This is a genomic window from Streptomyces sp. NPDC031474 (assembly GCF_055581185.1).
Map to the genome: position 1 here is coordinate 16,978 of NZ_JBVIJX010000018.1, position 13,616 is coordinate 30,593.

Genomic DNA, 13,616 nt, shown 5'->3' on the forward strand with positions numbered 1-13,616 from the left:
GGCAGATGCAGAATCGACGCGATCACGTCCAGGCCCACCGGTTCTCCGTCGGCCGGCTCGTGTCGGCCCTGCTGGCCGGCGATCCGGGCCCTGTCGAGGCTCCGATGCGACGGGGGAACCTCGGCATGCAGTTCGGCGCCCTGGTCGCGGTCCTGCTCGCCGCGGGCTTCGCGGTCTACGGCCTGATCAGCCCCGGACCGAGCACGGCCTGGCGCGATCCGGGCTCGATCATCGTGGAGAAGGAGACCGGCAACCGGTACGTCTACCGCGACCGGCAGCTGTACCCCATGGCCAATTACGCCTCCGCGCTACTGGTCGTCGGGGCACGCGCCAAGGCCGTCTCGGTTTCCCGTGACTCCCTGGCGGACGTCCGGCGCGGCCCGCAGCTCGGCATCCTGGGCGCACCCGACGACGTGCCTCTCGCCGCCGACCTGCTCTCCGGAGACAGCTCGGTGTGCCTGCCGCCGGGCAGTACGGGGACGCTGGTGGACCTCGCCCCGGCCGGCCGTGCCACCCCGGTCCCGCGCAACCGGCGGGTCCTGCTCTCCGGGCCGGATCGCACCACGTACATCCTGTGGGGCGGCCGGGCGTTCAAGGTGCGGTCCCACTCCGAACTGGTCGCCCTCGGCCTGGTGGCCCGCAAGACCGTCCCGGTGTCCTCTGCATGGCTTGCCCAGGTGCCGTCCGGCGGGACGCTGGCTGCCCCGCACATCCCGGGAGCGGGATCCGCGGGCCCCCCGGTGGCAGGTGGCCCCGCGAAGGTGGGGCAGCTGTTCGAGACGACTGCCGCCGGCGCGCAGGAACTGTACGTGCTGCGGTCCGAAGGCCTCGTCCCGGTCAACCGCACCGGATTCGCCCTGCTCGGCGCCGTACCCGGCGCCACTGCCCCGAAGCACGTGAGCCCGGCCGACATCGCGGCCCAGGTCGAGTCGGACCGCTCCCTGCTGACCGCCGTGCCGGACCTGCTCACGGGGTCCCCCTTCGAACCCGGCGACACGGCGCTGTGTGTGCTGCAGAAGGCCGGAAGTTCCGAGGGTGGCTCGGTCGTGACCGAGCCCATCGGTGCCGGTCCGCGGCCCTCCGGTCTGTTCGTGCCACCGACCAAGGGTCTGCTCGTCAAGGCGCGGTCCGCGCAGCAGCCCGCCACACCACGGCTCTACCTGATCACCGACAGCGGCACGAAATACCCGCTGGCCGACTCGGACGCCGTCGCGGCGCTCGGATACGGCGGGGCCCCGGTGCGCACGCTGCCCCGGCAGCTGCTGGATCTGGCACCCACCGGTCCGACGCTCGGCACCACCGCCGCCAAGACCGCCGTCACCGCACGCGCCGGCCAGGGGGGCGGGACGTGAGGCACACCGAGCGCGGTCCGCGCAGTCCAAGCCGTGCGGGACTGCAGTGCCAGAGTGTCGGCGGCGCGCTGCTGGTCCACCGTGAGGGACGGAGCGACCCGCGGGTGCGCGCTTTCGCCGACGGACTGGCCCACGACCCCGAGCACACTCTCGTGGTCGTCGACCTCCCTCAGAATCCGCCGGCCGAGGACTGGGAGTCGGTGGCCAGGCTGCTCAAGCGCCGAGGACGGTCCTTCCGGGTGATCACCGGCCGGCCCAGCCGCGAGAGCGCCATGACGGTCGGCCGGCTCCTGGCCGACCGGCTCGACCGTACCGTGCTCACCCCCGACGGCTGGGTGCTTCCCGCTCCCGGGGGTGGGCTGTTCGTCCCGGAGGAATCCGGCTCCGGCTGGCTGAGCTTCCACCCGCGCCGCTCCTCCGCCTGGACGCGTCTCGCCCCGCACAGGCCCATCCCGCAGGTGTCGCGCCGCTTTCCGGTGCCGGACTGGGACCACGCCGTGCCGAGGGCCTCCTTCGCGACGAGTGCCGGCGCAACGGCCGAACCCGTTCCCGCCGGCGTCTGGATCTTCCGGTCGGACACGTCCGAGAACGAACGGGAAGCTCACCGCGGGCGGCTGGCGGCCTTCGTCCTCTGCCAGTCCGACCGGCTCACCGTGGCACTGGGTTGCCCCGGCGGCCAGGAACTGTCGTTGACGGACATCGAACGGTTCTGGGGACTCGTGGCGCCGGAGGCCCGGCCACTGGTGCGCTTCTCACCGTACGGGCCGGTGGGGGCGCCGGAAAGCAGCGCGTTCGGGCAGACGCTGGCCGACCGGCTTGGCGAGGAGATCACCGTGTACGCCGGACTGCCGACGGTTGGTGAGCCCGGCGAGGACGGTCCGCTGGTGCGCGCACTGGGCGAGGACGGCACACCCGGCCCGCCCGCCTTCGTGCGCGAGCTGGTCTACCGCCCCGCGCGCGCCGCCGGCTCCACCGCGCCCGCACCCGTACTGCGCGGCCGTCGTCCGCCGATGGAGGGCTTGCCGGAGGTTGCCACGGGAGTGCACCAGTACACGCACGACGCCGTGCTGGAGGTGACCCAGAGCGGACTGTGGATCCGGCCCCCCGAGGCTCCGGCCGACGCACGGGCCGTGCACCGTGTTCCGGCCGACCCGGGCGCGATGGTGATCCACTTCGACGCGCGCACGTCGGCGTCCGCGCAGCGGATGCGGTCGCTGGCCGAAGAAGTGCGCCAGAAGCTCGATCCGATGCTCGCCGAAGGGTGCAGGGTGCTGCCCGCCCCGAAGCACGCCGCCGGGAAGAACTCCGGCACGGCTTCCTCCCCGGCGAGGAGGGAGGGGGCGGCCGGGTCCGCAGCCGGGGCGCCAAAGCCCGCGCCGGAGCACACGAGGGGGCCTGCGGTGCAGAAGCCCGGGCCTGCCACCGGAGCACCGGAGTCGGCACCGGGTGCTGTTCACGGACTCGCAGGTGGTCGGCCTGGGGGGACGGCATCCGGTGGGGCGGAATCCGGTATGCCGGGAGCCGGGGCCGGGATGTCCGGGTCGGCGCCCGGTGCTCCTGGTGCCCCTGGCGTCGTAGGGGAGATGTACGGGTCTGCGGGCGGGGTGACCCGAGCGGAAGGCGGCATGCCGGATCCCGTACCGGGATGCGGCATGCCGGATCCCGTACCGGGACCCGTAACCGGCGAGTCCCGGTCGGCGGGCTCGGTGCCGGAGCCCGCGGTGGGCCGGCCCGGATCCGCCGCTGAGTCGTCGGCCCCCGCGTCGGGGCCTGTCGAGGCCCAGCCCGGGTCCGCGCCTGCCGGGTCCGAACCTGCGCCCGCCGGTCCGGCCGCCCCCGGCACGCCGCAGGGGCAGTCGTCCCCACTCGTGCCCATGCGTCCGCGATCCCTTCGGCTGGAGTCGGCCCCGCCGCCGGGGGCCGAGGCCGCCGCCCCGGCCGAAGCCTCCGCCGCAGGCCACGACCCGGTGGAACCGGAGCCGGTCGCGGAGCCGGCCCCGCCGCGGCGGACTCCGCAACCGGCGCCCCCGTCGGCGAATGCCCCCACGCCGGCCCCCGCCCGAGCCCCCGCAAGGACGCCTGCTTCTCCTGGACTTCCCGCGCAACCGGCGGTACGCGTGCAACGCGTACCGAAGCCAGAAGCGTGCGCCGCACCCCCGGCGCGCGGCCTCGAACAGGAGCGCACCTGGTTGCGACGGACGCTGAAGGAGCAGTACGACTCCGCCGCGAACCACGTGGCGCGGGTTCTGTCCGAGTCCCCGGGGCTGCGGGGCGGTTCTCGGCAGTCGGCCGATGACGTGGTCACCGACCTGGTCGCGGTCCGGTTGTATCTGTCCGGAGGAACCGACCGGATCGACAGCGCCGTGCGGAGCGCGGCCGTCGGCCCCCATGTGCCGCTGGCCCGCTGTGTGGCGTCGGGGCTGCGCCGGTTGCCCTCGTATCGCGGTGCCACGGTGTTGCGCACCACGCTGAGCGAGGCGGAGTGGCAGTGGTACGGCAAGCGCCGACTCGTCACCGAGTGGGCGTTCTGCTCCGCACTGACCACCGCGCATCCGGACATGGCCGGCGACGTCGACGTGCTCATCTGGTCGATGACCGCGCGCCGCACCGCCCTGCTGGACACGACTGTCCCCGACAGGGTGCTCTACCTGCCCGGCACCAGTTTCAAGGTCCTCGGGGTGCGCGAGGAGGAACGGCGCGTGCTGTTGCTCCGGGAGCTCACGGGCCCGGAGATCGGGACGGACGGAAGCGTCGACATCCGGCGCCTCCCGCTGGACGACCTCGCGATGGCCGGACTGGAACAGGCCGGCACGGAGTGGCGGGCCGCCAAGCCTGCCGCCCGTCTACCGGTGACAGCCCTCAGCACCCTGGGCAATCCACCGGGCTTGATCACGACTGGCCGCAGCACCCGCACCGCACCACACAGAAAGGGAACGACGCCATGACGAGGCAGGTCCTGCTGGTCGCCCGGGAGCGTCCCGGCGCCTACCGGTCCATAGGCGAGGCTCTGCGCGCCGCGTCCGACGGCGCGGTGATCACCGTGACCGGGGGGACGTACGAGGAAGCACTGGTCATCACCCGCATGGTGACCATCACCGCCGCGAGCGGCGCCGGAGACGTGCTCCTCCGCGTGGACTCGGGCAGCGCCGTCGTCATCGACGCCGAGGCGGTGCAGCTGTCCGGTCTGACGATCTCGGGCGGGGACGACGACACGGCCGCCGTGGAGATCCGCCGCGGCGAGGCCGCCCTCGACACCTGCCGGATCAGCGGTGCGGGATGGACGGCGATCCTGGCCTGGCATGAGGGAACGCTGGTGGCACGGGACTGCCGGATCGAAGGAGCGAAGGGCGCCGGCATCGTGGTGACCTCGACCGGTGGCAACACGGTCGAGAAGACAGTCGTGAAGGAGACCGACTCGTCCGCGATCGTGGTCGCCGAGGGAGGGCGGCTGGCGATCCGGGAGAGCGTCATCGACCAGGCCGGGGGCAACGGCATCTGCGTCAACGGCCGCGGCCGCGCGCGGATCGAGGACACGGCGATCACCGGGAGCGGCAAGCCGGCGTTGGTCGTCGAGCAGCACGGCGCGGCGGCCGTGTCGGGCCTCATCGTGACCGACAGCGCGAGCGTGGACGCGTATCTCACCAGCAAGGGCGGGATCACCCTCACCGGCTGCCGGTTCTCCGGTGCCGGAGCGGAGTCGGTGCACATTGGCGGCGGTTCCGGCCCGCTGCTCAAGGACTGCGGCATCTCAGCCCCGGGCGGAACCGCGGTCCGCGTCACCGGGAAGTCGCGGCCGAGTCTGGAGAACTGCGAGATCACGCAGGCCTCGGTGGGCGTCTTCGTGGACGGCGGCAGCACGGCCGGCCTCACACGACTGACCGTACGCGAGGCGGCCCAGGCGGCCGTCGTCGTCACGGAGGGCGCCACCGCAGTGGCGGAGCAGCTGACCGTGGCCGAGGGCGCCGGTACCGGGCTGCGGGTGGCGGGCGCCGCGAAGGTCGTCCTGCGGGAGTGCGAGATCGCCACCGACCGGGCGAACGCGGTGGAGCTGGCCGAGAAGGCCACCGGTACTTTCCATGGGCTGCTCCTGCGCACCTCGGGCGGCTCCGGGCTCTCCCTGGCCGACGGATCCCGAGCGGAGGTGGTGTCCGCCCGGCTCCAGGGGTGTGAGGTCCTCGTCGGGAGGGACGCGGCGCTCACCCTGAGGGACAGCGAACTCAGCGGCTCCGGGGCCGACGCGATCCGGGTGACCGGCGGCGGATCGGTCACGGCCACCGGCTGCCGGATCCACAGTGCCCGCGGACACGGCGTCAACATCCAGGCGAACGCGCGGGCCGAGGTCAACAACTGCGTGATCTTCGACAACGCCGGGGACGGAGTACGCGCCAACACGGAGGAGCCCGTACTCCTCCGCGACTGCGAAGTGCGGGACAACGGCGGCCTGCAGGTGCACCAGCTCCGGGACAACCCGCAGTTCACGGCCGGCAACCTGACCGGCGGCGAGCGGCAGGACACGTCCGGGCGTCCCGCGTCGAAGCGTGAGCAACGGGCGAAGGGCGGCGCCGAGCAGTCCGACGCGCCGGAGGCCACGCAGCACACCGGCACCGGGCCACTCGCCGAACTCGACGCGCTCGTCGGGCTGGAGAGCGTCAAGCACGAGGTCACCAGCCTCATCAACCTCAACAAGATGACCCAGCGCCGCCAGGAGATGGGACTGCCCATGCCTCCGATGAGCCGGCACCTGGTGTTCGCCGGCCCTCCGGGCACCGGCAAGACCACCGTGGCCCGGCTCTACGGCGCGGTCCTCGCCGAACTGGGCATCCTCAGCAAGGGCCACATCGTGGAGGTCGCGCGCGCGGACCTCGTCGCGCAGTACATCGGCGCCACGGCGATCAAGACGACGGAGGTCGTCACCAAGGCGATCGGTGGGGTGCTCTTCGTCGACGAGGCCTACACCCTGACCAGCCAGTCCAAGGGAAGCGGCCCTGACTTCGGGCAGGAGGCCGTCGAGACCCTCATGAAGCTCATGGAGGACCACCGCGACGAGATCGTGGTCATCGTGGCGGGCTACTCCGAGCAGATGGACCAGTTCCTGTCCTCCAACCCCGGTATGGCGTCACGCTTCTCCCGTACCGTCGAGTTCCCCAACTACTCGGTGGACGAGCTGGTGACGATAGTCCGGGGCCTGTGCGGCAAGCACTACTACGAACTCAACGATTCCGCGCTGGAGGCCCTCACCGCCTACTTCGAGCAGATCCCCAAGGGGCCGACGTTCGGCAACGGCCGGGTGGCCCGCCAGCTGTTCGAGTCGATGATCAACCGTCAGGCGTCCCGGTTGGCCGCTCACCCGCCCGGCGCGGACTCGGAGTTCACGCGGCTGACGGGCGACGACGTGGAGAAGCCGTCGGGGGCACAGCCCGCCACGCCCGGCCCCGGGGGCAGCCGTCAACCGGAGGCGCGCAGCAGTCGGCGCATCGCGAACATGGTGGGGCTGGAGGCGGTCCGCACCTCGCTGCTCGAATGCCTCGCCGGACTCGCGGAGTTGCGCCGGCAGGGCCAACCGGCCGCCGGGCTGATGAACCTGGTGTTCGCGGGCAGGCAGGGCAGCGGCCGGAGCGCCGTGGCTGGGCTGTACGCGCGGTGCCTCGCCGAGCACGGGCTCTTGGAGTCCGGCGCGGTCCACCGGCAGGTTCTGTCCGCGTTCCCGGCGCGCTGGCGGGAGCAGGCTGAGACGTTCGCGGCCGCTCTCTTCGACGAGGCCGCGGGCGGGCTGCTGTTGCTCGAACTGGACGAGGCGTTCCAGGGCCGCCCGGAGTCCGAGCGCGGGGCCGTGATGAGCGCCCTGCGTACCGCCGTCGAGGCCGGCGGGGAGCTGGCGCTGGTGCTCTGCGGCGACGAGCCGCACCTGGCGGAGGCCCTGAACGCGCCCCCGGGCACCGAACTGGCCGCCTGTTTCGCCGAGTACCTGCCGTTCGCCGACTACTCCGGCACCGAGTTGGCCGAGCTCGCGCTGCGTTATCTGACGGCGCGTGGATTCACCGTCGACGACCATGTTCGCGACTCGCTCTCCGAGCACTTCACCGACTTCCCGCCCCCGGAGGGCGCATACGGTGCGCACCGGTTCGCCGAACGTCTGGCTGCGGCCGACTCCCCGGCGATCCGGCCCGCCGTCCGCTCCAACGCCGCGGGCCCCGACTCGGACAGCGCGGGCCGGACTCCGCCGGAAGAGGACAGCCCGGCCCTCGCGGCGGCGGGCGCGGGGGCCTGACGGGGTCGTCGGGGCAACGATCACTGGTGGACGGGGCAAGGCAAGGCGAATTCGGTTCCCTTCGCCCCGCGCGTCCGAGAAGGTAATAGCAGAAGGTTCCACAAGGAACCGAGAGAAAATAAAAGGAGGGCTCGATGGCGGGGAATATGACGCAGGTCGACCTTGCGGGACTTCAGAAGGCCGTCAATGTCTTCTCGGAAGGCGTCGCCAACTTCGACGGCCAGTACAAGGCGATGAACACAACAGTCGCCGGCGTCACGAGCGTGTGGACCGGGCAGGCGTACCAGGCGTTCGACCGGGCGATGCAGAACTGGCTCGCCGACTTCTTCAAGGTCGTCAATGTTCTCAACGGCATGGAGAACGCCCTGTCGCAGAACACCAGCGTGCTGTCGCAGACGAACGAAGAGACCATCCAGAAGGCTCAGCAGGCCGCTGCCAACATCACCCCCCCGAGACTGCCCGGTTTCTAAGCGGCAGTCGGCATTTCACAGATAGGAGAAGAACATGGCGGATTACAGTCTCCAGTTTGACGGCCTGGAGGAAACGGTTACGCAGATGAACAAGATCGCGGGTGAGATCTCCAACTTTCTGACAGAGCTGCAGACCGGCACGATGCAGGCCATCATGGAATGGGAGAGCGGCGCGCGCGATCTGTTCGACGCCTCGCGCACCGAGTGGGCTCGGGCCGCCACCGACATGACGACCCAGGCCCAGAACGCGCAGATCGCGCTGAGTGCGATCATCGGGCACTACTCCGATGGCGAGCGGGCGGGCGCCACCATCTGGAATCGCTGATGCCGGGCGCGTACATGCCGCCTGTCCACAGGAAGGCGCCGCCGAAGCACGACCCCCCCAAGCACTACGACCCGACGACCTTTCATCCGCCGCACACCAAGTCGGGACCGCAGAAGCACGATGCCGTGCCGCCGCCGGTTCCTGCCGGCTCGGCCAAGGGGCGGACGACGTCGGTCTCCACGCCGTCCATGGAGCTCTTCGCCGACAACATGGACAGACTCGCGGAGCCGGTGAAGCAGGCGTACGAGAAGCTCCTGCGACTTCAAAGGGTCAATCCAGGAGCCTTCTACGACGCCTACTCACTCCGGCAGGTCACCTCAGGCGCCAATGGTGATTCGGGGCTTCAGAAAACGTACCTGAAGATTCTCCACGATCTGGGTCAGGGGCTGTCGGACATCAGCTCCGGTATGCGCCAGCTCAGTGGGAAGTACACGACCGTCGAAGACGAGTCCACGATGACGGCCGAGGATCTGAACAACGCGATGCAGAACGCACAGAGCGATTTCAGCAAACTCGGCACTGGCGGATGACGACAAGCTGGACAGCTGCCCGCGGCGGCGTCAGGTTTCTTCAGACCTGACGTCGTCACAGGCGTTTGTCCCAGACAGGCACGAACGAGAGCGCGGACGTCATGGGAAAGCACCACGACAAGGACTACAACACCGGCAACACGACGCAGGAGTCGAACACTTCCGGGATCTTCGGCAACAACTCCGTCATGGGGTCGCCGAACGACTACGACACCTGGGACTGGAAGCAGATCATGGCGGTCATCGTCGGTGGTTCCAACATGGCGTCCCAGGACGAGGTGGACCGGGCGAACACCGTGGCCGACCCGCAGAGTCTCTACGAGGCCGGTGACACGTTCCAGTTCGTGCATGACGTTCTGCAGATGGTCTCGACGAACCTGGTCGCTCAGGCCAACGCCTTGGCCGGCACCAAGGACTCGCCGTGGCACGGCGCTGCGGCGGATGCCTTCATGACCATGATGCAGACCTTCTCCAAGCAGGTGGCCTCCGGCACCGACGCGCTGGCCGGGGGGAACATGGGCTCCTCGGTCGCGCAGACCCTCGTGGACGCCGGGAACGATCTGGCGGTGGCCAAGGCGAACATCCAGACCATCAACCACTGGTATGCGCAGCAGGCGCTGAACATCGGCATCAAGCCGATGAAGAACGGGCTCATTCCGGTCAGCCAGAGCCCGGAGATCGTCAAGATGATGACGGACGACATGCGCACGGTGTTGCACTCGCTGGCCGGCCAGTACTCCGTCGAGACGCGCACCCTCAACCAGGTCTCCCCGTCGCACATCACGCCCCCGCTCAGCAGTGCACGCCCCATCGACCAGCTGAAACTTCCGGATCTCACTGATAAGAGCCCCAAAACGCCCGAGGTGCCGACTGGTCTCGCATCGACGGGCAAGGGGCAGACGTTCACGTCACCGATCGTGCCGAACCCACTGCTGCCGACGCCGCCGACCGATCGTCGGGTGACGACTCCCTCGGTGCTGTCGCCTCTGACGCCGTCTGTCACCCCCGCGCCGGTGCTGTCGCCTCTGACGCCGTCTGTCACCCCCGCGCCGGTGCTGTCGCCTCTGACGCCGTCTGTCACCCCCGCGCCGGTGTCGCTGCCGACGTCGCGGAGTATGCCCGTGAACGTGCCGGTGACGAGGCCCTCGCCGGGGATCGTGCCGGACACCTCGCCGGTGCCGTCTCCTCCGTTTTCCCAGACACCGGTGAATCCGCAGGCGTCGACTCCTCCACGGTTGACCCTTCGGAGCAACTCGCCGGCGGACTCGACGAAGTTGACCACGGCGCCGGTGAACTCGCCACTGTCGCCACCCACGCCGCCGTCCCCCAAGAACGTGGACCCCGCGATGCACGCGGCCCTCAATCCGGGTTCCGGTCCCCACACGACGTTGCCGACTGCGACCGGCACACAGACCCCGAACAGAACGCTGTCGCCGTCCGGCACCTCTCCCTCGCCGATGCCGTCGAGCGCGCTGAACAACGGCAAGGAGGGGAGCGTTCCGTCCAACACACGGGTCAATCCCGCGCCCCTCGCGTCCATGCCTACTCCTGGCGGCAGCCCGTCGGGGACGGCCGACCCGGTCACTCCCGTCCTTCCGTTGCCGGCCAATCCGACGAACCAGCGCAAGAACGCCGCAGGCGGGGGCACATCACCCACCCTCAAATCTCCATCACCGGTGCCATCGGGTCTGTTGAGCAACGGCAAGAGCGGGGGCACGCTGCCCGACACGAAAGGCATTGACCTGCACGGCGTGACCGTGTCGGCCCGCAAGGGCAGCGTTGGGATCAAGCCCGTGTCGCTTACGTCGCAACCGCCCACGAGTAGTAGGGAGGCCGCGCTGTCTGACGGCCCGCTGGCGACTGGGGGAGCGCCGACCGGGTCGGTGCCGACTCGCCCGGTGTCGGCTGCGCCGTCGAGCCTGTCGGGCCAGGGCGGTGTGGGGAGGGCGCCGTCATCGGGTAACGCTGCTGGTGGTTCGGGGATGCCGTTCATGCCGATGGGGCCGGGTGCTGGGGGTGCGTCGAGGGAGGAGCAGCGTTCGGATGCGTCGGGGCTGGTGGGGCGTCATGCGCAGCCGTGGTCGGGTGATGGTGTTGTGGCGCCGGTTGAGGGGGTGTCGGCCGGGGCTGGCACGGTGGCGGGTGGGCCTGGGTTGGTGGTGCCTGATGTGGGTGTCGGCTCGGTGCAGGGTGTGGCAGTTGATGGGTTGGTGAGGTCGGTGCCGGGCGGTTCTCCGGTGAACCGTTTGGTGCCGGATGGTTCTGTCCCGGATGGGTCGGTGGGGCGTGGGCCTGTGCCGAGTGGGTCTGTGCCGCATGGTTCTGTCTCGCGTATGCCGTCTGCTCTGGTGGGTCTTGGTGGCGGTGGTGCGGGGGTGGCGGGTTCTGGTGTCGGCGATCGTGGTGTGTCTTTGGGGGAGGCTGGTTCTTCGCCGTCTGTTCCGCAACGTGCTGGTGCTGGTGCTGGTGCTGGTGCTGGTGCTGGTGGTGGTTCGGGGATGCCGTTCATGCCGATGGGGCCGGGTGCTGGGGGTGCGTCGAGGGAGGAGCAGCGTTCGGATGCGTCGGGGCTGGTGGGGCGTCATGCGCAGCCGTGGTCGGGTGATGGTGTTGTGGCGCCGGTTGAGGGGGTGTCGGCCGGGGCTGGCACGGTGGCGGGTGGGCCTGGGTTGGTGGCGGGTGGGCCTGGGTTGGTGGTGCCTGATGTGGGTGTCGGCTCGGTGCGGGGTGCGGCAGTTGATGGGTTGGTGAGGTCGGTGCCGGGCGGTTCTCCGGTGAACGGTTTGGTGCCGGATGGTTCTGTGCCGCAAGGTTTGGTGCCGGATGGTTCTGTCCCGGATGGGTCGGTGGGGCGTGGGCCTGTGCCGAGTGGGTCTGTGCCGCAGGGTTCTGTGCCGGATGGGTCTGTGCCGGATGGTTCTGTCTCGCGTTTGCCGTCTGCTCTGGTGGGTCTTGGTGGCGGTGGTGCGGGGGTGGCGGGTTCTGGTGTCGGCGGTCGTGGTGTGTCTTTGGGGGAGGCTGGTTCTTCGCCGTCTGTTCCGCAACGTGCTGGTGCTGGTGCTGGTGCTGGTGGTGGTTCGGGGATGCCGTTCATGCCGATGGGGCCGGGTGCTGGGGGTGCGTCGAGGGAGGAGCAGCGTTCGGATGCGTCGGGGCTGGTGGGGCGTCATGCGCAGCCCTGGTCGGGTGCGCATGTCGATGTGCCCGGGGCCGGCGAGGGCGCCCCGGCCGGAGGAACGGCCGTGGGTGGTCCCGGCCTCCTGCACGTGGGCGACGGTGCGCCGGTGCCGTCACACCCCGGCGCCGGCGATGTGACGCCTCCGGGCATGACGGGTGTCAACCTCCCCGAGCGGCTGGAGACGACCAGGGAGCACGGCCAGGACGCGGGACACGTTCTCACTTCGATGCCTCTTCCCTTCACACTCCCGGGGACGGGCCACCCGGCGTCGCCGTCGGTGGCGTCGACGCTGCCGACGGCGACCCGGGCAAGTGGCGCGGGCGAGGGGGTGACGCCGGTACGTCCGGATGCGCTGCCGATGGGGGCGCGGATGGGTGTCGGCGGGGTGTCGGCGCCCGGTGAGGGCGAGACGATCGCCGGCGCGGCGCAGGGTGCCGCAAAGGCCGGTCTCGGCGAGACCGCAGCGGCCGAGGGCGTGGCCGCGCGGGAGGGCACGATGATGCCGCCACCGTACGGGATGCCCGGCGGCGCCCCCAGGAGCGGCGAGGAGCGTTCAGACGCTTCGGGTTTGCTGTTGGCGACGGAGAAGGGCTGGTCCGATCCCGAGACCGGGAACGCACCGAGTGAGGCGCACGGTACCCCGGCAGGCGGGGCTTCTCTCCTCGGCATGGACTCGGCGGCGCTGGACGGGTCTGCCGAGGACCGGGTCGCGGTGGTCGCCGGTGCGGCGGAATCCGAGAACATCAGCGCCTGGGGAGCCTCCGACCCCCGGCTGCTGTGGGCAATCGGCGGGCGCCGAACCGAGAACGAGGAGGAGGAAGATCTCCGGCCCGAGTACGTCCTCAGTGACGACGACGGGTGGAGCGATGAAGACGCCGCGGTGTCCGGGGCCGGAATCGGTGGGGAGGACGAGCGCCCGGAGGCGGAGAGCGCGGTGACCGCGGCGGAGGAACCCGGCTGGAGCGACGAGGACGGCGCGGCCCTCGCCGCCGGGCTCGGCTTCCCGCGATCCCCCGCTCCTGGGAACGCTTGCGCCGAACCTGTCGTAGGACCGGGACTGCCCACCTGGCGGCCAGACCGTTCACAGTCTGCCGCCGAGGAGTCACCGATTCCGGCCCTCGGGTACACACGGATGCTGCTCAGCACTGCGGACGAGACCGATGAGGACGAGGAGTGGAACGAGGAGGCCGAGGGCTCGGAGGACGGCGGTGACGAGGGGAAGAGCAGCCGTGGCATCGCCGACCTGTTGAGGCAGGGTGCCGGTTCCTGGGGTGCTGTGCCCGACGGGGCCGATGCGCCCGGCTGACCGTCCGTCGCCGTGACCGTGCGTCGTGGCGGACCGGTATCGCCCGCCTCCTCGTCTGCATCTGGTCGTTGGGGCAGAGGTCGGTGTCCGTCGGGTCATCGATCGCCCCCATCGGTTCGTGCAGGCCCGAATGACAGGTTTCCTGTCTTGGAAAGCTCGCCCTCCTGAGAGGGGACGTTTCACCGTA

General features: G+C 70.5%; 7 protein-coding genes. All 7 read left to right on the forward strand.

The features are described from left to right. Positions 1-5: 5 nt before the first annotated feature. Complete coding sequence (gene eccB / locus ACZ5SK_RS33995; protein ID WP_334582425.1) at positions 6-1,352, forward strand: type VII secretion protein EccB; 1,347 nt, start codon at positions 6-8, stop codon at positions 1,350-1,352. After that, on the forward strand, positions 1,349-4,297 hold the full coding sequence (locus tag ACZ5SK_RS34000) for a hypothetical protein (protein WP_457495794.1): 2,949 nt from the start codon (positions 1,349-1,351) through the stop codon (positions 4,295-4,297). Before eccB ends, ACZ5SK_RS34000 begins: the two co-directional genes overlap by 4 nt. Next, the gene (locus ACZ5SK_RS34005) at positions 4,294-7,620 is read left to right on the forward strand and encodes a right-handed parallel beta-helix repeat-containing protein (RefSeq protein ID WP_468576852.1); all 3,327 of its coding nucleotides are present in this window, start codon (positions 4,294-4,296) and stop codon (positions 7,618-7,620) included. The genes ACZ5SK_RS34000 and ACZ5SK_RS34005 overlap by 4 nt, the downstream gene beginning before the upstream one ends. A gap of 134 nt (positions 7,621-7,754) precedes the next feature. Next, a complete protein-coding gene (locus ACZ5SK_RS34010; protein ID WP_457495796.1) occupies positions 7,755-8,090 on the forward strand; it encodes a WXG100 family type VII secretion target in 336 nt (111 codons plus the stop codon). Between the two features lie 34 nt (positions 8,091-8,124). Further along, positions 8,125-8,415: a WXG100 family type VII secretion target gene (locus ACZ5SK_RS34015; protein WP_334582421.1), complete on the forward strand. Its 291-nt coding sequence runs from the start codon at positions 8,125-8,127 to the stop codon at positions 8,413-8,415. Then, the gene (locus ACZ5SK_RS34020; RefSeq protein ID WP_334582420.1) at positions 8,415-8,945 is read left to right on the forward strand and encodes a hypothetical protein; all 531 of its coding nucleotides are present in this window, start codon (positions 8,415-8,417) and stop codon (positions 8,943-8,945) included. The genes ACZ5SK_RS34015 and ACZ5SK_RS34020 overlap by 1 nt, the downstream gene beginning before the upstream one ends. Before the next feature lie 101 nt (positions 8,946-9,046). After that, positions 9,047-13,429, forward strand: coding sequence for a WXG100 family type VII secretion target (locus ACZ5SK_RS34025; RefSeq protein WP_468576855.1), 4,383 nt, complete (start codon positions 9,047-9,049; stop codon positions 13,427-13,429). Positions 13,430-13,616 lie beyond the last annotated feature (187 nt).

What these genes read in the sequence shown, in the direction of transcription:
- eccB (WP_334582425.1), top strand. Translation starts at nt 6, where the DNA reads ATGCAGAATCGACGCGATCACGTCCAGGCCCACCGGTTCTCCGTCGGC.
- ACZ5SK_RS34020 (WP_334582420.1), top strand. Translation starts at nt 8,415, where the DNA reads ATGCCGGGCGCGTACATGCCGCCTGTCCACAGGAAGGCGCCGCCGAAG.
- ACZ5SK_RS34005 (WP_468576852.1), top strand. Translation starts at nt 4,294, where the DNA reads ATGACGAGGCAGGTCCTGCTGGTCGCCCGGGAGCGTCCCGGCGCCTAC.
- ACZ5SK_RS34010 (WP_457495796.1), top strand. Translation starts at nt 7,755, where the DNA reads ATGGCGGGGAATATGACGCAGGTCGACCTTGCGGGACTTCAGAAGGCC.
- ACZ5SK_RS34015 (WP_334582421.1), top strand. Translation starts at nt 8,125, where the DNA reads ATGGCGGATTACAGTCTCCAGTTTGACGGCCTGGAGGAAACGGTTACG.
- ACZ5SK_RS34025 (WP_468576855.1), top strand. Translation starts at nt 9,047, where the DNA reads ATGGGAAAGCACCACGACAAGGACTACAACACCGGCAACACGACGCAG.